The 18,307-nt window shown below is 74.5% G+C and carries 10 protein-coding genes; 7 read left to right on the forward strand and 3 right to left on the reverse strand.

The window, feature by feature from the left end:
* Positions 1–113 precede the first annotated feature (113 nt).
* Together SCWH03_RS16680 and SCWH03_RS16685 are read right to left on the reverse strand one after the other, a co-directional pair.
* Complete coding sequence (locus SCWH03_RS16680; RefSeq protein WP_173265043.1) at positions 114–608, reverse strand: SUKH-3 domain-containing protein; 495 nt, start codon at positions 606–608, stop codon at positions 114–116.
* 10 nt (positions 609–618) lie between these two features.
* On the reverse strand, positions 619–1,140 hold the full coding sequence (locus SCWH03_RS16685) for a YwqJ-related putative deaminase (RefSeq protein ID WP_173265044.1): 522 nt from the start codon (positions 1,138–1,140) through the stop codon (positions 619–621).
* A 229-nt stretch (positions 1,141–1,369) separates the two neighbouring features.
* Between SCWH03_RS16685 and SCWH03_RS16690 the strand changes: the two genes are divergently transcribed.
* The 3 genes from SCWH03_RS16690 to SCWH03_RS16700 all read left to right on the forward strand — a co-directional run bounded on the left by SCWH03_RS16690 (position 1,370) and on the right by SCWH03_RS16700 (position 6,357).
* Positions 1,370–2,377, forward strand: a complete 1,008-nt coding sequence (locus tag SCWH03_RS16690; RefSeq protein ID WP_173265045.1) for an SMI1/KNR4 family protein — start codon at positions 1,370–1,372, stop codon at positions 2,375–2,377.
* 8 nt (positions 2,378–2,385) lie between these two features.
* Positions 2,386–5,025 carry an SUKH-4 family immunity protein gene (locus tag SCWH03_RS16695; RefSeq protein WP_173265046.1) on the forward strand — a complete coding sequence of 880 codons (2,640 nt, stop codon included), beginning with the start codon at positions 2,386–2,388 and terminating at the stop codon, positions 5,023–5,025.
* Positions 5,026–5,469: 444 nt separating this feature from the next.
* Positions 5,470–6,357 carry a hypothetical protein gene (locus SCWH03_RS16700; RefSeq protein WP_173265047.1) on the forward strand — a complete coding sequence of 296 codons (888 nt, stop codon included), beginning with the start codon at positions 5,470–5,472 and terminating at the stop codon, positions 6,355–6,357.
* Positions 6,358–6,424: 67 nt separating this feature from the next.
* Here SCWH03_RS16700 and SCWH03_RS16705 read toward each other — a convergent pair whose 3' ends face one another.
* Positions 6,425–7,840, reverse strand: coding sequence for an MFS transporter (locus tag SCWH03_RS16705; protein WP_443098661.1), 1,416 nt, complete (start codon positions 7,838–7,840; stop codon positions 6,425–6,427).
* Positions 7,841–8,538: 698 nt separating this feature from the next.
* Between SCWH03_RS16705 and SCWH03_RS16710 the strand changes: the two genes are divergently transcribed.
* From SCWH03_RS16710 to SCWH03_RS16725, 4 genes are all read left to right on the forward strand, one after another.
* On the forward strand, positions 8,539–9,327 hold the full coding sequence (locus tag SCWH03_RS16710; RefSeq protein WP_173265048.1) for an ABC transporter ATP-binding protein: 789 nt from the start codon (positions 8,539–8,541) through the stop codon (positions 9,325–9,327).
* On the forward strand, positions 9,324–11,897 hold the full coding sequence (locus tag SCWH03_RS16715; RefSeq protein WP_173265049.1) for an ABC transporter permease: 2,574 nt from the start codon (positions 9,324–9,326) through the stop codon (positions 11,895–11,897). The genes SCWH03_RS16710 and SCWH03_RS16715 overlap by 4 nt, the downstream gene beginning before the upstream one ends.
* A gap of 546 nt (positions 11,898–12,443) precedes the next feature.
* Entirely contained in the window at positions 12,444–15,974 is a 3,531-nt protein-coding gene (gene mfd, locus SCWH03_RS16720) for a transcription-repair coupling factor (protein ID WP_173265050.1), read from the forward strand.
* A 583-nt stretch (positions 15,975–16,557) separates the two neighbouring features.
* Positions 16,558–18,294 (forward strand): hypothetical protein, encoded by a 1,737-nt coding sequence (locus SCWH03_RS16725; protein WP_173265051.1) that lies wholly within the window; start codon positions 16,558–16,560, stop codon positions 18,292–18,294.
* Positions 18,295–18,307: the final 13 nt, after the last annotated feature.

Here is an 18,307-nt window from a genome sequence, read left to right on the forward strand (position 1 = left end):
TGGGGTCCGCTGCCCTGGGCCCGCCGCCCTGGGTGTCGCGCATACGGCCTCCCCCTCGTGGTGCCCCCCGCCCCTGGTGTTCCGCCGCCCCTGGTGTTCCCGGTGCCGTCCGCTCAGGGTGTGGTGAGACGTGCGGGCAGGTTGCCGCTGACGAGGGAGATGAGGGCCTGGTCGAGACCGGGCCCGAGGTACCAGTCGCCGGTGTGGTCGACGCTGTAGACGCGCCCTTCGGCGTCGATGGCGAGGACGGCTTGCGCGTCGCCCTCCTCTCCGAGGGGGGCGACCTCGGTGCCGAGGGCGCGGCCCAGGTCGCCGAGGGTGCGGGCGAGGTGGAGGCCGGCGAGAGGGTCGAGGCGCAGGACCGCGGGTGCGGTCTGGCGGCCGGGGCCCGGCGGGGTGATGCGCAGGGCGCCGAACTCGGCCCAGGCCTCGACGGCGGCAGGGAAGACGGTGTGCCGGTGGCCTCCGGGGGAGACATGGGCGCGGAGGGTGTCGGCCCAGCGCTCGGCGAGTCGGATGTCCCAGCGGCCCGGTTGCCAGCCCGCGTCGCGCAGGGCCGCGTCGACGCCGACGGGGAATCGGGTGGTACTGAGGGGGTGGTCGGGCATGTGCGTGCGTTCAGCCGTTCTCGGTCTGGGCGGGTTCGACGGTGCGCACGCCGAAGTGGGCGAGCATCGCCGCGCAGGAGCGGCAGGGGGCGGCGTAGCCGCCGTGCAGGGGGTCGCCGTCCTCCCGGATGCGCCGGGTGGTGAGTTTGGCGTGCTTGAGGGAGCGGCGGGCTTCGCCGGGGGTGAGGGGTTTGCGCCGGGCGCGCTTGGATCGTGCGGCGTCGGTGGCGCCGATGTGGCGGGAGAGCAGGATGGCCTCGGGGCATCTGCCGGTGAAGCGCTCGCGCTGGCCGCTGGTGAGGGTGTCGAGGAAGTCCTGGACCAGCGGATGGAGGGTGGGCGGCTGGTCCCCTCTGGCCGCGGTGCAGGTGAGGGTCGTGCCGCGGACGGAGAGCGCGGCGGCGACGGTGGGCAGGATCCCGTCGCGGCGGAAGCGGAGTGCGGGCGGGCGCCCCGCGGACTCCGCGCTGCTCCAGCTGAGCCTGGGGTCACCCGTGGTGGCTGTCGGCGACGGTTGCGGTGCCGTGTGCATCGTGGTGCTGTTCCTCCCTGCAATCCCCCCGAGTCGCTGGGACAGCCTGCCAAACGGGTCCGGCGGCGCGGAAGCGGGGTGGCCGAAAGGTGTGGCTGTGTCGTCCTGTCCTGGTCGGAGCGTCACGCGGAGGTGATGGGCCGTTACGGGAACGGAGCGGCGCAGGCGGCTGCCGCCCCTGCGCATAGGCTGGGGTGAACCAGCAGGACGCGGCAGGGGGCAGAGCGCCATGACGACAGGTCGGATGGGACCGGGAGCGCCTCCCGGTCCCCAGGGCCCGGGGAACGCAGCGCCGCCGAACGCGGCCTACGCCGGACAGGTCGTTCACTTCCCGGACCCGGTGAGGGCCGCGCGGCATCCTCGGGGTGTCCGGGTGGACGAGCGCGGTTTTCCGGATTTCGCCCCCTATGCGCGGGCGGCGGCGGAGATCGCTGAGCCCCCGGCGGGCTTCGGCGTCGACGAACTCCGCCTGACGGACTACGTGTCGGCGAACGCGGCGCTGGCCGGGGCCGGTCATGAGCTGTGGGACACGATCGCCCCGGTGGCGACGCCGCACGGCTGGACGTGGCATCACGTGGCGGGGAGCCGCCGGCTGGAGCTGGTGCCGGTCGAGGTGAAGGCCCTGCTGCGGCATCACGGCGGTGTGGCGACGGCGGTCGTGGACCACGGGAAGCGCGGGACGCGTCCGCTGCGGGAGACGCGGCCGGTGCACTTCGGCCTGCCCAAGGGCGCGGTCTCCGTGTCCGAGGGGCAACTGCTCGATGTGGAGGAGGACCTGGGGTACCGCCTGCCGGGTGCGTACCGCTCCTTCCTCAAGGCGGCCGGAGGGTGTGCCCCGGCGGGCGTCGCGCTCGACGCGGAGCTGGGGCTGCTGGTGGACCAGCCGTTCTTCACGGTGCGGGAGGAGGCGGCGGTCAACGACCTCGTGTACATGAACAAGTGTCTGCGGGACCATCTGACGAAGGACTATCTGGGGGTCGGTTTCGTCCAGGGCGGACTGCTGGCGGTCAAGGTCCGCGGCGCGGCGGCGGGTTCGGTGTGGTTCTGCGCCTACGACGACGCCCGGGACCGGGACGGCCTGACAGCGGGTGAGCGGGTGGAGAGCCTGCTGCTGCCGTGCGGCGAGGACTTCGACGTGCTCCTGGAGAGGCTGGTGGGGAATCCGCCGGAGCTGGAGACCGTGGCGAACCTGATGGTGGACGGCGGCTTCGCGCACGCCGTCCCGGTGGGGGAGTGAACTTCTCGATGGTGACGTTCGCGCAGGCGCAGGAGCGTGCGGAGGAGTGGGTCAACGGCGAACTGCCCGCCTACCGGCACCGGGAGGTGCGGGTGCGGGAGTTCGGGTCGGGCTTCGTGGTGTGGGCGGAGGACCGTCCGGAGGGGGCGACGTCGGACGGCGGCCGGCAGCGGATGGTGATCGCCCGGGACAGCGGGGAGGCCACGCTGTGGCCGGGCCTGCCGGTGGGGGAGGTGATCCGCCGCTACGAGGAGGAGTACGGCGCTCCCGTGGCAGCTCCGGTGCCGGCCGCGGTGCCGCCGGAGCGGATCGATCTGAACCAGACGTCGTTTCTGCTGAGTCCGCCGGAGTGGTTGCAGGACGCGGCCGACAGGCTGGGCATGGCGGACCAGCGGGGTGCGCGCGGTGGCACGGGTGCGTCTGCGCCGGGTGCGCCGACGCAGGAGGGGGCGACGGGGAGTGTTTCGGCGGCGGCTGCGTCTGCGCCGGGTGCCCCGGCTGCGGGTACGTCGCCCGCGGACGCGTCCGCGGGCCGCGGGCGGGGCGCCGGCCCGGCGCGGTCTGCGCAGGGCGCGGCCGGTCCCCGGGACGCGACCGGGGGCGGGGTGACGAGCGGCCGTGGTTCGCACGTGGGCGGCACCGCGTGGCCGGGTACGGCGGCGGCTTCGGTCGCCGGGTCGCCGGGGACGCCCCCCGCTGCGGCGGTGGGTGCGGCCGGCCCGGCCGCCGGCCGGCCCGGGGACGGCGAGCACGAGCCGACCGCCCCCGACATGCAGCAGGCCGCGCCGCCGGGTGCGACGCCGTGGGCGGGGACGGACACGAACGCAGGCTCGGACGAGGGTTCCGTACCTCTGCCGGCGACGGTGTTCTCCCCGCCGCCGGCGGGTGCCGACGACGAGGCGGGCCGGCCGGCTTCGATGGGCGCGGAGGCGCCGACGGCGCTGACACCCGACGGGAGCCGACCGCCGCGCACGGTGGAGCCGCCCGGCCCCGACCCCCAGCGTGCTGGTGCTGGTCCTGGTGCCGCCGCGGCGGCCGGTGCCGGTGCCGGTGCCGGTGCTGCCGCGGGTGGCGCCGGGACCGGCGGTTCCGGCGGTTCCGGCGCCACACCGCCCCCCGGCACCCACGCGCCGCGTTCAGCGGAGGACCTGGCGGACGCCGCGACCAGCAGGAACACGGTGCCACCGCGCGGCACCGGCCCCGCGATTCCTCCGCCACCGGCCCGGCCGCCCGGCGCCCCGGCCGGCCAGCCCGGGGTGACGCCGCCCCGGTCGGGGCCGGGCAGCCCGGGTGGGCCCGCAGATGGGTATGTACCGACGCAGATCGTCTCCCGGCCCGGCCCCGAGGGCGCGCGGCCGCCGGGTGCGCCGGAGCCTCCTGGCCGGCCGGGCGTCCCGGGCACTCCGCCGGGTGGGGTGCACCATGCGGCGACGGTGCTGGCGAATCACCACCCGGGTCCGCATCCGGGTCCGCATCCGGATCCCCATGCGGCGGGGCCGGGTGCGGGACCGGCCGGTCGGGCAGTGCCGCAACCTCCGCAACCTCCGCAGCCGCCGGGACCGCCTGGACCTCCGGCACCTCCGGGGCCCGTGCCGCACGCGCCCCAGTCCGGTCAGCAGACCGCGTACGGCTATCCGCAGCAGCCACCGCAGCAGCCTGCCACCGTGCCGACCGTCGGCCCCGGCTACCAGGCCGTGCTGCGCTATCGCGCGCCGGACGGGTCCGAGCAGCAGCTCATCCGCCGTTCCTCACCGGGTGCACCGCACCCGGAGTGGCAGATGTTCCACGAGTTGCGCGCGATGAACGTCCCCAGCGACCAGGTGCTCGAGCTGCACACCGAGCTGGAGTCGTGCGAGTTGCCGGGGGGTTACTGCGCCCGGATGATCCGGGAGACCTGGCCGCAGGCCAGGATCACGAGCATCGCCCCGTACGGCAGGGACCACGCGGGCAGGCAGGCAGGCATGCGGCAACTGCTGACCCATCAGGGCGAGTTGCACCAGGTCGCGGATGGTCCGGCGCGTCCCGTCCCGGTCCGCGCTCCGCTGCCGCGGGTACAGCAGGCCCCGCCCCTCCCGCCGGAGGGGGTGGCGCACGAGCTGGTGGGGGCGTTCGGTCCGCAGGGTATCTGCCGGTACGACCAGCGGGCGGTGTCCCGTCAGGGTGTGCCGGAGATCGTGGCGCGGACGCTGGTGTGGGCGGGGCTCCCCGTGGACCTCGGGCCGTTCTTCTGGGCGCAGCCGGCGCACCCGGTGGTGCCGACGCTGGGTGAGCTGGCGGCGCAGCGGCAGGTGCGGCCGCCGTCGGACGCGAATGCCTACCTGGTCGTGGGCAGCGACTTCGGCCGGGCGATCTGTGTCCAGTACGGTACCGCGCACATCGTGGCGGTACCCGTAGAGGGCGGTGCGGGCGGTGCGGGCGGGCAGCCGACGGAACCCCAGTTCGTCAACACCGGTCTTCCGGAATTCACCCGCTCGCTGGCGCTGCTGGGCCGGATGTGGCGGCTGCGGTTCGGGCTCAGCCCGGAGCAGGCGGGCCGGTGGACCGTCGACTTCCAGCTGCAGCTCGCCATGCTGGATCCGGCGGCGCTGTCGTCGCCGGACAGCTGGTGGTCGGTGCTGCTGGAGCAGATGTGGGACGGGCTGCTCTGATCCGCTGACCGGGCGGCGGTCACGGGCGGCGTGACCGTTTCGCGGACGAGGGGCGCCGCACGCCTGGTGCGGCGCCTGGTACGGCCGTGGGGCGGTCGCGCCGCGACGGCGGCTGACGGCGGCGGTGCCGCGGTGCCGCGGTGCCGCCGCGGGCGGTGGCGGCCGGCTGCCGCCGGGGCGCCGCTGGCACTGCCGTACGGGTTGGCGGTGGGTCGGGCCGGTGGTGTCTCCCGCGTCCGGGCCCCTGGCGCCTGCCGCGTCCGGCTGCACGCCGAGCCGGTGGTGAGGCAGGTCTGCGCGCCGGAGCGTGCGCCGTCCGGGTGCTCGATCGATGCCTCGGGTCCGGTGTGCACTTCTGTGCGGCGGAGTGTCGCGGTATGGGCGCCTCGCCGTGATCGAGCACGATGTTCCCGCGTCGACCGCTCCGGGAGGAGTAAGCCAGAGATGAATGCGGGACCGGCTCAGGGAGGTTTCGTCACCGTACGCGGCCGCGGCTACCGGCTGGACCAGGTCGACCGGTATGTCTCCGCGCTCGGGCGGGAGCGGGACGAGGCACGGCGGCGGGCGGCACGGCTGACGCGGGTGGTGGGGGAGCTGTCGGCGGAGGCGGTGTCGCTCCGGCAGTTCGCCGAGGCGCTGGGACCGCCGGCGCACGAGCCACCCGGTCCGTGCGCCCAGGAGGTCCTCGACCTGGCGGAGAAGGAAGCGGCCGTGGTGCTGTCCACCGCGCGGGAGGAGGCGAGGGCCGTGTGCGAGGCGGTGGAGGCCGAGGCGCGCCGGTTGCGGGAACTGGCCGCCGTGGGGGCGGGGCAGACCCGCGAGGAGGCGGACGCGCGGGCGCGGCGGATCGTCCTTTCGGCGCGGGCGGAGGCCGAGGAGCTCCGCGACGCGGCGCGGGTGCAGGCCGCGGCGGAACACGGTGAGGCGATGGCCGTTCTGGAGGCGGCCGGGTGCCGGGCCGCGGACCTGCTCAGGGAACTCGACCGGATGCGGGTGTCCCGCCGTTACGAGGCGGAGCGGGAGCACTCGGCGCGGGACGCGGAGGCGGCGGAGCGCTACGGGGCCCTCACCGCGCGGGCGCAGGCCCGGCTGTCGGAGGCGCTGTGCGCGTTCGCGGAGGCCGAGGAGTCGGCGCGCCGCGACCGGGAGGAGGCCCAGGTGCTGGCCGCGCGCCTGGTGGAGGAGGCCGGTGTGCGGGCGGCGCGTGTCTCCCGGGAGACCGACCGGGTCCTCCGCGAGCACGTTCGGCGGGCCGAGGAGATCCACGAGCAGCTGGACCACGTCCGGGATGTGCTGGCCGGCCTCACGGAACGCCCGCAGTCCCAGGGCTGATTGCGCCGCTTGCGGTTTCCGTGCCGACCCGTGCCGCGAAGTGACCGCGTTCGGCCGGCGGGGCACGTCAGACCTCCGGTCGCCGTTCCTTGAGGACCGCGAACCTGCGCGGTGCGAACAGCAGGGCCAGCAGCCCGAGCGCCGCGGCGGCCGCGGCGCCGACGAAGACCAGGTCGACCGCCGCCGACACCGCGCGCCGCAGAGGGGCGTTCGAGGACCCGTCCGCCAGCGCCCGGGAGACCGAGTCCAGATCGCCCGCACCGCCGAGCCGGGCGGTCAGCACCGCGTTGGCCAGCGCCCCGAAGAGCGCGGCGCCGACGCTCTGCCCGACCTGACGGCAGAACAGCACGGACGCCGTCGTCGTCCCGCGCTCGGCCCACGGCACGGTCGACTGCACCCCGACGAGCAGCGGGAGCTGGAAGAAGCCGAGGGCCGCCCCCAGCAGCAGCATGATCAGGGCCGGCTGCCACGGCTCGCCCGGGTACGGCAGCAGCGGGAACGCCAGCAGGACGAGCAGTGCGGCGCCCATCCCGGCGAGGGCTGTGTCGCGGAACCCGATGCGGTTGTAGACGCGGTTGGCGTACGCGGCGGTGACCGGCCAGCTCAGGGTCATCGCGGACAGCACGAATCCGGCCGCGATCGGCCCGAGTCCGAGCACCGACTGGGCGTACGTCGGCAGGAACACCGTCGGGGCGACCATCAGCAGCCCCAGCGCGCCCATGGCCAGGTTCACGGAGGCGATGGTGCGCCGCCGCCACACCCAGCCGGGGATGACGGGCTCAGCCGCCCGCCGTTCGACGAGTACGGTGACGGCGGCGCAGGCCGCGCTCGCTGCGAGGAGCCCGAGCGAGGGGGCGGAGATCCAGGGCCAGGCCACTCCGCCCTGGACGAGCGCGGTCAGCAGCAGCGTCGCGGTGACGAAGACGGCGAGCGCGCCCTGCCAGTCGACCCGGGGGCGCGGCCCGGGCTCCCGCACCGGCTCCACGAGGTGACGGGCGATCAGCCAGAGCGCGAGCCCGCCGACGGGGAGGTTGATCAGGAAGATCCAGCGCCAGTCGGCGTAGGCGGCGAGCAGGCCGCCCACCGCGGGTCCCGCGACCGACGAGACCGCCCACACCGTGGACAGTCTCGCCACGATCCTGGGCCGCTCCTCCAGCGGGTACAGATCGGCCGCGATGGTCTGGATCGTGCCCTGGAGCGCTCCTCCGCCGAGCCCCTGGACGACGCGGAAGGCGATCAGTGAGGCCATGTTCCAGGCGGCAGCGCACAGCAGCGAACCGGCCAGGAACAGCACGATGCCCGCGATCAGTACGGGCTTGCGGCCGAAGGAGTCGGAGAGCTTGCCGTAGACGGGGAGGGTGACGGTGACGGCGAGCAGATAGCCGGAGAACAGCCAGGAGAAGACGGAGAAGCCGCCCAGGTCGCCGACGATCTGGGGGACCGCGGTCGACACGACCGTCCCGTCGAGGGCGGCGAGTGCCATCCCGAGCATCAGCGCGGCGACCACCGGCCCGCGTCGGCCCGCGGTGCCGGCGGTGGGCCGCCCGTCCTCGCCGGGGCCGGTGCCTTCGCGTAACGGCCGCCCGGTGGGCCGGCCGTCCCTGCTCCCGCTCCCGTCCCCGCTCCCGTCCCTGCTCCCGCTCCCGTCCCCGCTCCCGTCCCCGCTCCCGCTCCCGCTCCCGTCCCCGCTCCCGTCCCTGCTCCCGCTCCCGTCCCCGCTCCCGTCCGTGCCGGTGCCGGTGCCGGTGCCGGCACTGTCCCCGTCCGTACCGTCCCCGGCTATGCCATCCGCCGCGCCCCTGTCCCCGCCCCCGCCCATCGAGATTCCTTCCCTATGCACGTATCTCCCGCCGGGCACAGCCTCTCACCTCGCGCCCCACCGGGGGAGGGGCTTGCGCGCGAAGGCCCGGGCCGTTGCGGGGCCAACGGGCCCCTAGGGGGATCTCCCTACTTTCGTCCAGGTACCGTTCGTCCCCCGGGAGGACGAGCGGACCACAGGGCCCTCCGTACCGTTGACCCGTACCGGCGGCACGGCCACCCGAGCCGCCGCGGGGTGGGGGAGAGCCCGGGTGGGAACCCGGCTGTGCGCGAGCGCGCCGGGGTCGTTCTCCTCCCGTGGACCCGTACCGCGAGCGGCGCCCTCGGCTGTGGCTGACCGTTCACTGACTGAGGAGACTTACCGTGGCAACGGCTGTGACCACTCCCAAGCACGGGGGTACCGGAGGGAATGCGGCCGTCGCGGCCCGGGCGCGACAGGTCGTGAAGGCGTACGGGTCCGGTGAGACGCGGGTCGTCGCGCTCGACCACGTCGACGTGGACATCATGCGGGGCCGGTTCACCGCGATCATGGGCCCCTCGGGCTCCGGGAAGTCCACGCTGATGCACTGCCTCGCCGGACTCGACACCGTCACCTCCGGCGAGATCCACCTCGACGAGACCGAGATCACCTCGCTGAAGGACGCCAAGCTCACCCGGCTCCGCCGCGACCGGATCGGCTTCATCTTCCAGGCGTTCAACCTGCTGCCCACACTGAACGCCCTGGAGAACATCACGCTCCCCATGGACATAGCGGGCCGGGCGCCGGACACCGCCTGGCTGAACCGGGTGGTGGAGACCGTCGGGCTCGCCGACCGGCTGAAGCACCGCCCCAGCCAGCTGTCGGGCGGCCAGCAGCAACGCGTCGCCGTGGCCCGCGCCCTCGCCTCCCGGCCCGACATCATCTTCGGCGACGAGCCGACCGGGAACCTCGACTCCCGCTCCGGCGCCGAGATCCTGGGCTTCCTGCGCCGGTCCGTCGACGAACTCGCCCAGACCATCGTCATGGTCACCCACGACCCGGTCGCCGCCTCCTACGCCGACCGCGTCCTGTACCTGGCCGACGGCAGGATCGTGGACGAGATGCTCGACCCCACCGCCGAGCAGGTCCTCGACCGCATGAAGGACTTCGACGCCCGGGGGCGGACCTCGTGACCGTGCTGAGGACCTCACTGCGGAACTTCCTCGCGCACAAGGGGCGCATGGCGCTGTCCGCCGTCGCCGTACTGCTGTCCGTGGCGTTCGTGTCCGGGACACTCGTGTTCAGCGACACGATGAACACCACCTTCGACAAGCTCTTCGCGGTCACCGCCGCCGATGTCACGGTCGGCCCCGAGGAGGACGGGACCGGCGACGGCGCGCCGGGGAGCGGCCGTCCGGAGACCCTGCCCGCCTCGCTGCTGCCGGCCGTGGAGAAGGCCGAGGGAGTGGAGTCCGCAAGGGGCGCCGTCGTCTCCGCGGGCGTCACCGTCGTCGACGACCGCAACGAGAACATGGGGTCGAGCACCGGCGCGCCGACGATCGCCGCCAACTGGGGCCGGGGCGATCTGCGCTCCATGGAGATCACCTCCGGCCGCGCCCCTCGCGGCCCCACCGACGTCATGGTCGACGCCGACACCGCAGGGAAGCACGGCCTGCAGATCGGCGACAGGCTGCGCACCATCACCGTCACCGGCGACTTCACGGCGACGATCTCCGGTATCGCGTCCTTCAAGGTCACCAACCCCGGCGCCGCCATCGTCTACTTCGACACCGCCACCGCCCAGCGGCAACTTCTCGGGGGAACCGGGCAGTTCACCCAGATCCTGGTCGATGCCGAACCCGGGGTGAGCCACGAGCGGCTGAAGAAGAGCGTCGCGGCGGCCGTCGACGGCCCGTACACGCTCCAGACGCAGGCCGAGGCCGCGGACGAGGGCCGGGAGGAAGTCAGCGGCTTCCTCGACGTCATGAAGTACGCGATGCTCGGCTTCGCCGGCGTCGCCGTCCTGGTCGGCGTCTTCCTCATCGTCAACACCTTCTCCATGCTGGTCGCCCAGCGCACCCGCGAGATCGGCCTGATGCGCGCCGTCGGGGCGAGCCGCCGCCAGGTCAACCGGTCGGTTCTGGCCGAGGCGCTGCTCCTCGGCGCCGTCGGCTCGGTCGCCGGCGTCGGCGCCGGGGTGGGGCTCGCCGTCGGCCTGATGGAACTCATGTCGTCGGTGGGCATGAACCTCTCCACCGCGGATCTGACCGTGAAATGGACGACGCCCGCGGTCGGCCTCGTGCTCGGCGTCCTCGTCACGCTCGTCGCCGCCTACATTCCGGCCAGGCGCGCCGGGAAGGTCTCCCCGATGGCCGCCCTCCGCGAGGCCGGCACCCCCGCCGACGGCCGGGCCGGACTCGTCCGGGGCGTCATCGGCCTGGTCCTCACCGGTGCCGGCGGCGCCGCCCTGTGGGCGGCGACACGGGCCGACGAGGCCGCCGGGGGCTCGGTCTGGCTCGGTGCCGGCGTCGTCCTCAGCCTCGTCGGCTTCATCGTCGTCGGCCCGCTGCTCGCGGGGGTCGTCGTACGGGTCCTCGGCGCGGTCCTGCTGCGGGTCTTCGGGCCGGTGGGGCGGATGGCCGAACGCAACGCCCTGCGCAACCCGCGCCGTACCGGGGCCACCGGCGCCGCCCTGATGATCGGGCTCGCGCTCGTCGCCTGCCTGTCGGTCGTCGGCTCGTCGATGGTCGCCTCGGCGACGGAGGAACTCGACAGGTCCGTCGGCGCCGACTTCGTCGTCCAGTCGGCCAACGGCATGATCGTGCCGCAGGCCCAGAAGGCCCTGGAGCAGACCCCCGGCGTCACCGGCGTCACCGAGTACCGGAGGGTGGGCGCGACGGTCACCGCTCCCGACGGGACGTCGAGCGACGACGAGTGGCTGGTCGCCGCCGACCCGACGTACGCGCAGGTCCTGCGACGCGAGGTCGTCGCCGGGGATCTCGCCGCCGCCTACGGCGAGGACGCCATGTCCGTCGGCGAGGACTACGCCGAGCGGCACGGGGTGCGGGTCGGCGACGCGATGACGGTGGCGTTCACGGGCGGTGAGACCGCGAAGCTGACGGTCGCGGCCGTCACCTCCGACGACACCAACGTCGACAAGGGCTCGATGTACATGGCCGTCACCACCGCCGAGCGGTACCTCACGCCCGAGCGGATGCCGATGAACACGATGATGTTCGCCGATGCCGAGGAGGGCAAGGAGCAGCAGACCTACGAGGCCCTCAAGGACGCCCTCGCCGCCTACCCGCAGTACCGGGTGCTGGACCAGACGGACTTCAAGCAGGTCCTGAAGGACCAGGTCGGCCAGCTGCTGAACATCGTGTACGGGCTGCTCGCCCTCGCGGTCATCGTGGCCGTCCTGGGGGTCGTCAACACCCTCGCCCTGTCGGTGGTCGAGCGGACCCGGGAGATCGGCCTGATGCGCGCCATCGGCCTCTCCCGCCGCCAGCTGCGCCGGATGATCCGCCTGGAGTCGGTCGTGATCGCGCTCTTCGGGGCCCTGCTCGGCCTCGGCCTGGGCATGGGCTGGGGCACCGCGGCGCAGAAGCTGCTCGCGCTGGAGGGGCTGGGCGTCCTCGACATCCCCTGGCCGACGATTCTGTACGTCTTCGTCGGCTCGGCGTTCGTCGGACTGTTCGCCGCGCTGGTGCCGGCGTTCCGCGCCGGCCGGATGAACGTTTTGAACGCCATCGCCACCGAGTAGCGGCGGAGCGGTTCGCGGTGTGCGGGCCCGGCCCGGCGAGCGGGGAAGACGCGCGCCGGGCCGGAGCCGTCGCCGCCCCTGCGGGCGTTCGCCGCGGCGGGGGCCGCGGGCTCTCTGGCGCCGGGTGCCCCAGAGCCGAAGCGGTCACCCCCGGCAGGGCCGCCCACCGCGGACGCCGGCCTGCGCGGGGTACCGGAGCAGCCTGTTCCGGTACCCCGGCGCGGGCGGGAGGCCGATCCGGGCGAGAGGCCGGCGGCCGGCGGCGGTGGGCGGCCGGCGGTCGGGCGGCGCCGCGGCCGGGCCCGGCGTACGGCGTGCTGCCGGGCCGTTCCCACGGTCGGGCGTCGCCGTCCCGGCCGGGCCCGCGCCCCTCCGCCCCGGCCTCGGCCCAGGCCCCGGCCCCGGCCCCGGTCAACCCGTCCCACCGGATTTCGGGCGGGCGTACCCTGGACAGTCCCGGCCCGGCCCTGGAACACAGGGAAACCCAGACGGGTCGGGCCGCTCTCGTTGCCCACCCTCTTACGGACCCCGGACGGATAACCCTTCATGAGCCTGCACGGTCTGCTCGACGCCGTCGTCAAGGACCCCGCCCTCGTCGAAGCGGTGAAAGCCGCGGGCGACGGTCACCGGCACCACGTCGATCTGGTCGGACCGCCGGCCGCCCGGCCCTTCGTCGTGGCGGGCCTGGCCCGTGAGGCCGCCCGGCCCGTGCTTGCCGTGACCGCGACCGGCCGCGAGGCCGAGGACCTGGCCGCCGCGCTGCGGTCGCTGCTCGACCCGGACACGGTCGTCGACTACCCCTCCTGGGAGACGCTGCCGCACGAACGGCTCTCCCCCCGCTCCGACACCGTCGGCCGGCGGCTCGCGGTGCTGCGCCGGCTCGCGCACCCCAGCGCGGACGACCCGGCCACCGGGCCCGTCCGCGTCGTCGTCGCTCCCGTCCGGTCGGTGCTCCAACCCCAGGTCAAGGGCCTCGGGGACCTGGAGCCTGTGGCCCTGCGCACCGGGTGGACCGCCGATCTCCAGGACGTCGTCGCGGGACTCGCGGCCGCGGCGTACTCACGGGTTGAGCTGGTCGAGAAGCGCGGCGAGTTCGCCGTGCGCGGCGGCATCCTCGACGTGTTCCCGCCGACCGAGGAGCATCCCCTCCGGATCGAGTTCTGGGGCGACGACGTCGAGGAGATCCGCTACTTCAAGGTCGCCGACCAGCGTTCGCTCGAGGTCGCCGAACACGGGCTGTGGGCGCCGCCGTGCCGTGAACTGCTGCTGACCGGCGAGGTCCGGCAGCGGGCAGCGGCCCTCGCCGAGGAGCACCCGGAGCTGGGCGAACTGCTGGGGAAGATCGCCGAGGGGATCGCCGTCGAGGGCATGGAGTCCCTGGCCCCCGTCCTCGTGGACGACATGGAGCTGCTGCTCGACGTCATGCCGGCGGGCTCGATGGCCGTGGTGTGCGACCCCGAGCGGGTCCGTACCCGGGCCGCCGACCTCGTGGCCACCTCGCAGGAGTTCCTGCAGGCGTCGTGGGCCGCCTCGGCCGGCGGCGGCCAGGCGCCGATCGACCTCGGCGCGGCCTCGCTGCGGGGGATCGCCGACGTCCGGGACCGGGCGCGCGAGCTGGGCATGATGTGGTGGTCCGTGTCGCCGTTCGCGGCGGACGAGGAGCCGGGCGGCGACACCCTGACCCTCGGGATGCACGCCCCGGAGACCTACCGGGGGGACACCGCCCGCGCGCTCGCCGACACCAAGGGCTGGCTCGCCGACGGCTGGCGCACGGTGTTCGTGACCGAGGGCCACGGCACGGCGTCCCGCACCGCCGAGGTACTCGCCGGCGAGGGCATCGCGGCCCGCCTGGACGCGGACCTCGGCGAGATCTCCCCGTCCGTCGTCCATGTCGCCTGCGGCTCGATCGACTACGGCCTGATCGACCCGGGGCTGCGGCTCGCGGTGCTGACGGAGACCGACCTGTCCGGGCAGAAGGCCGCGGGCCGGGACGGCGCGCGGATGCCGACGCGCCGCCGCAAGCAGATCGACCCGCTCACCCTGGAGGCGGGTGACTACATCGTCCACGAGCAGCACGGCGTCGGCCGCTATCTGGAGATGGTGCAGCGCACCGTCCAGGGCGCCACCCGCGAGTACCTCCTCGTCGAGTACGCCCCCGCCAAGCGCGGCCAGCCCGGCGACCGCCTCTACATCCCCACCGACCAGCTGGAGCAGGTCACCAAGTACGTCGGCGGTGAGGCGCCCACGCTGCACCGGCTCGGCGGGGCGGACTGGACGAAGACGAAGGCGCGTGCGAAGAAGGCGGTCAAGGAGATCGCCGCCGACCTGATCAAGCTCTACAGCGCCCGGATGGCGGCGCCGGGACACACCTTCGGCCCGGACACGCCCTGGCAGCGGGAGCTGGAGGACGCCTTCCCCTACGCCGAGACGCCCGACCAGCTGACCACCATCGCCGAGGTCAAGGAGGACATGGAGAAGTCGGTTCCGATGGACCGGCTGATCTGCGGCGACGTCGGCTACGGCAAGACGGAGATCGCGGTACGGGCCGCCTTCAAGGCCGTCCAGGACGGCAAGCAGGTGGCGGTGCTCGTCCCGACGACGCTGCTGGTGCAGCAGCACTTCGGGACGTTCTCCGAGCGGTACTCCCAGTTCCCGGTCGTCACCCGGGCGCTGTCCCGCTTCCAGTCCGACGCCGAGGCGAAGGCGACCCTGGAGGGGCTGCGGGACGGCTCCGTCGACATCGTCATCGGCACGCACCGGCTGTTCTCGTCCGAGACCAGGTTCAAGGACCTGGGCCTGGTCATCGTGGACGAGGAGCAGCGCTTCGGCGTCGAGCACAAGGAGCAGCTGAAGAAGCTCCGCGCCAACGTCGACGTGCTGACGATGTCCGCGACGCCGATCCCCCGGACGCTGGAGATGGCGGTCACCGGCATCCGCGAGATGTCGACGATCACCACCCCGCCGGAGGAGCGCCACCCGGTGCTGACCTTCGTCGGCCCCTACGAGCAGAAGCAGATCGGTGCGGCCGTCCGCCGTGAACTGCTCCGCGAGGGGCAGGTGTTCTACATCCACAACCGGGTCGAGTCGATCGACCGGGCGGCGGCGCGGCTGCGGGAGATCGTCCCGGAGGCGCGGATCGCGACCGCCCACGGCCAGATGGGCGAGAGCGCGCTGGAGCAGGTCGTCGTCGACTTCTGGGAGAAGAAGTTCGACGTGCTCGTCTCCACCACGATCGTCGAGTCCGGCATCGACATCTCCAACGCCAACACCCTCATCGTCGAGCGCGGCGACAACTTCGGCCTGTCCCAGCTGCACCAGCTGCGCGGCCGGGTCGGCCGCGGCCGGGAGCGCGGCTACGCGTACTTCCTGTACCCGCCGGAGAAGCCGATGACCGAGACCGCGCACGAGCGGCTGGCGACGATCGCCCAGCACACCGAGATGGGCGCGGGCATGTACGTGGCGATGAAGGACCTGGAGATCCGCGGCGCGGGCAACCTCCTGGGCGGCGAGCAGTCCGGCCATATCGCCGGCGTCGGCTTCGACCTGTACGTCCGCATGGTGGGCGAGGCGGTCGCCGACTACCGGGCCTCGCTGGAGGGCGGCGCGCAGGAGGAGCCGCCGCTGGAGGTCAAGATCGAACTGCCGGTCGACGCGCATGTACCGCACGACTACGCGCCGGGTGAGCGGCTGCGCCTCCAGGCGTACCGGGCCATCGCCGCAGCGAACTCCGAGGACGACGTCAAGGCGGTGCGCGAGGAACTCGCCGACCGCTACGGCAAGCTGCCCGAACCGGTGGAGAACCTGCTGCTGGTCGCCGGACTGCGGATGCTCGCCCGGGCCTGCGGGGTCGGCGAGATCGTCCTCCAGGGCCCGAACATCCGCTTCGCGCCGGTGGAGCTGCGCGAGTCGCAGGAGCTGCGGCTGAAGCGGCTGTACCCGCGGACGGTGGTCAAGCCGGCGGTGCAGCAGGTGCTGGTACCCCGGCCGACGGCGGGCAGGATCGGCGGCAAGCCGGTGGTCGGGCGGGAACTGCTCGCATGGACGGGCGAGTTCCTGACCTCGGTCCTCGGTTCGTAGCGCGGCTCGGGCGGGCCCTGCCGCAGGGCCGCGTCCGCTCCGGGTCCCCGGGACCGGTCCTCGCGGGTGGTGCGGCGGGGGTGGCGGTCCTCGCCGGGCGGCGTACGGGTGCGTCGCGGTGTCGTGGCGCCCTGATACCGCCGCGGCGTCCTGATACCGCCGCGCCGTCGCGGTGCTGCGTGCGGGCCCGGGGCGTGGGGGCCGGGGCCGCGGGGCGTGGGGCGTGGGCCGCGATGCGCCCGTCCGGGTGAGCCCGGCGAGGCCCTTGCCGGCGGTGCCCCTTGCCGGCGGTGCCCCTTGCCGGCGGCGCCCCTTGCCGGCGGCGCCGCTTCCGATGACGCCTCCGGACCGTCGGGGCGACGCCCCGTCAGAATTCGTGTCGGGAACGGCCGTCGGGGGTGCGGCGGCAAGCGGCCCGGGTCGGCGGGGACCCTCGTGGCGCCGGCGCCGTGGTCCGTACGGGGCACGGCTCGCCCGGACGGACCAGGCCGGGGCGACGGCGGGAACGGGACGTGTTCGGCTTGGCTCGCCAGGGCTTCGCCCGCGGCGCCGGCCGTACCGCCCCAGCATGGAGGAGTCCCTGATGTCTCGTCAGCATGTTCCGGCCGTCATCGGCCTGGTGACGGGAGCGCTGGTCTCGGTCCCCGCCACCGCCGTGGGGGCCGCCCCGTCGCCGCCGCCCCCCGCGTCCGCGGCCCCTGCGGCCACGGCCGCGCCGCCTGCCCCGGCCCCGCCCGCCGTGGGGGCCGCGCCGGCCGCCCCGGCCGCCCCCGGTCCGGGCGCCGCCTCACCGCCTTCCCCCGCCCCTGGGCCGCAGGCTCCTCCTCCCCCGGGCGCTCCGCCGCAGGCGCCGCCGGCCGCCGCGCCCGCGCCCGCCGCGTCCGCAGGTGCGGCCCCGGGCTCGAAGCCGCCGGGCCCCGCGGCACCCGCCGCCCCGGCCAAGCCCGCCGCCCCGGCCAAGCCCGCAGCGCCCGCGAAGCCCGCCGTCCCGGCCGCGCCCGCCACGCCGGCGAAGCCGCCCGCTGCCCCGGGCGTCGTCGACGTACCGTGCTCGGTCCCCCACCTCGTCAGCGCGATCCGCACGGCGAACGGCACGGCCGCCCCGCAGACCCTGCGGCTGGCGCCGGGCTGCACCTACCGGCTCGTGGCCGGGGCCAACCCCTTCCACCCCGTCAACGGGCTTCCGGCGGTCACCGGCACCATGACCATCCAGGGCCAGGGCGCGACGATCACCCGCGTCGCGACCGCGCCGAGATTCCGCATCCTGCTCGTGGCCGGGACGGGGCGGCTGACGCTGCACGGCACCACGATCAGCGGCGGCAGCGCGACCGACTGCCCGGCCTACCCGGACGTGCCCGGCATGGTCTGCGGCGGGGGGATCGCCAACCTGGGCCGGATGTTCCTGACCCGCAGCCGGGTGACCGGCAACCGGGCGGAGTCGGAGCTCTACGCGCAGGGCGCCGGTATCGACAACCCGGGCAACGCGACCGTCCGCAGCTCGGTCGTCAGCGGCAACACCGTCGCCTACACCGGTGAAGAGCGGGACGGTGCGGCGGCGGGCGGCGGTATCGCGAACGACGGGCCGCTGACCGTCGAGGGCGCCCAGGTGATCAACAATCTGGCCTGGGTGAGGCAGGGCACCGGAAGCTTCGCGTTCGGCTCCGGTCTGGCCGCGATGGCGCAGAGCACGGTCAAGAACTCCGTGGTCAGGAACAACCGTGCGTATGCGCCCGGCGGGTTCGCCCGCGCCGCGCTCAGCAACAGCGCACCCGGCCCGACCGCCCGGATGACCGTCACCGGCAGCTTCGTCCGCGGCAACGTCGCCGACGCCCCGGACGGTACGGCTCAGGGAGGCGGCATCACCAACTCCGCACTGATGACCGTCGACAACACGCACGTCAGCGGCAACACCGTGACGGCACGGGGCGGCACGGCGCGCGGCGGGGGCATCCGGCTGGGTCCGAAGAGCGAGCTGAAGCTGCTGCGCAGCTCGGTCGCCGCCAATGTCGTCGACGCGGCCGAGGGGGTGGCCCGGGGCGGCGGTCTGGACAACCCGGAGGGCGGGACGCTGGCGACCACCCGGTCGAGGATCGTGGACAACCGCGTCACCGCGAGCGACGGCACGGCGCTGGGCGGCGGCCTGTACCACGCGGGCGGCATGTCCACGCTGGACCGGACCGTCGTCAGCGGTACCCGTGCCATCGACGGCGGCGGCATCTTCCGGAGGTCGGGGACCGTCCGGCTCCTCGGTTCCCAGGTCGTGTTCAACACCCCGAACAACTGCAGGCCGACCGAATCCGTGCGGGGCTGCGTCGGCTGACGCTCCGTATCGC

It is taken from the genome of Streptomyces pacificus (assembly GCF_011766325.1).
Taxonomy (GTDB): domain Bacteria; phylum Actinomycetota; class Actinomycetes; order Streptomycetales; family Streptomycetaceae; genus Streptomyces; species Streptomyces pacificus.

Coding starts and splice junctions, on each gene's coding strand:
- SCWH03_RS16680 (WP_173265043.1), bottom strand. CDS start 608: ATGCCCGACCACCCCCTCAGTACCACCCGATTCCCCGTCGGCGTCGAC.
- SCWH03_RS16685 (WP_173265044.1), bottom strand. CDS start 1,140: ATGCACACGGCACCGCAACCGTCGCCGACAGCCACCACGGGTGACCCC.
- SCWH03_RS16690 (WP_173265045.1), top strand. CDS start 1,370: ATGACGACAGGTCGGATGGGACCGGGAGCGCCTCCCGGTCCCCAGGGC.
- SCWH03_RS16695 (WP_173265046.1), top strand. CDS start 2,386: ATGGTGACGTTCGCGCAGGCGCAGGAGCGTGCGGAGGAGTGGGTCAAC.
- SCWH03_RS16700 (WP_173265047.1), top strand. CDS start 5,470: ATGAATGCGGGACCGGCTCAGGGAGGTTTCGTCACCGTACGCGGCCGC.
- SCWH03_RS16705 (WP_443098661.1), bottom strand. CDS start 7,840: ATGGCACTCGCCGCCCTCGACGGGACGGTCGTGTCGACCGCGGTCCCC.
- mfd (WP_173265050.1), top strand. CDS start 12,444: ATGAGCCTGCACGGTCTGCTCGACGCCGTCGTCAAGGACCCCGCCCTC.
- SCWH03_RS16725 (WP_173265051.1), top strand. CDS start 16,558: ATGTCTCGTCAGCATGTTCCGGCCGTCATCGGCCTGGTGACGGGAGCG.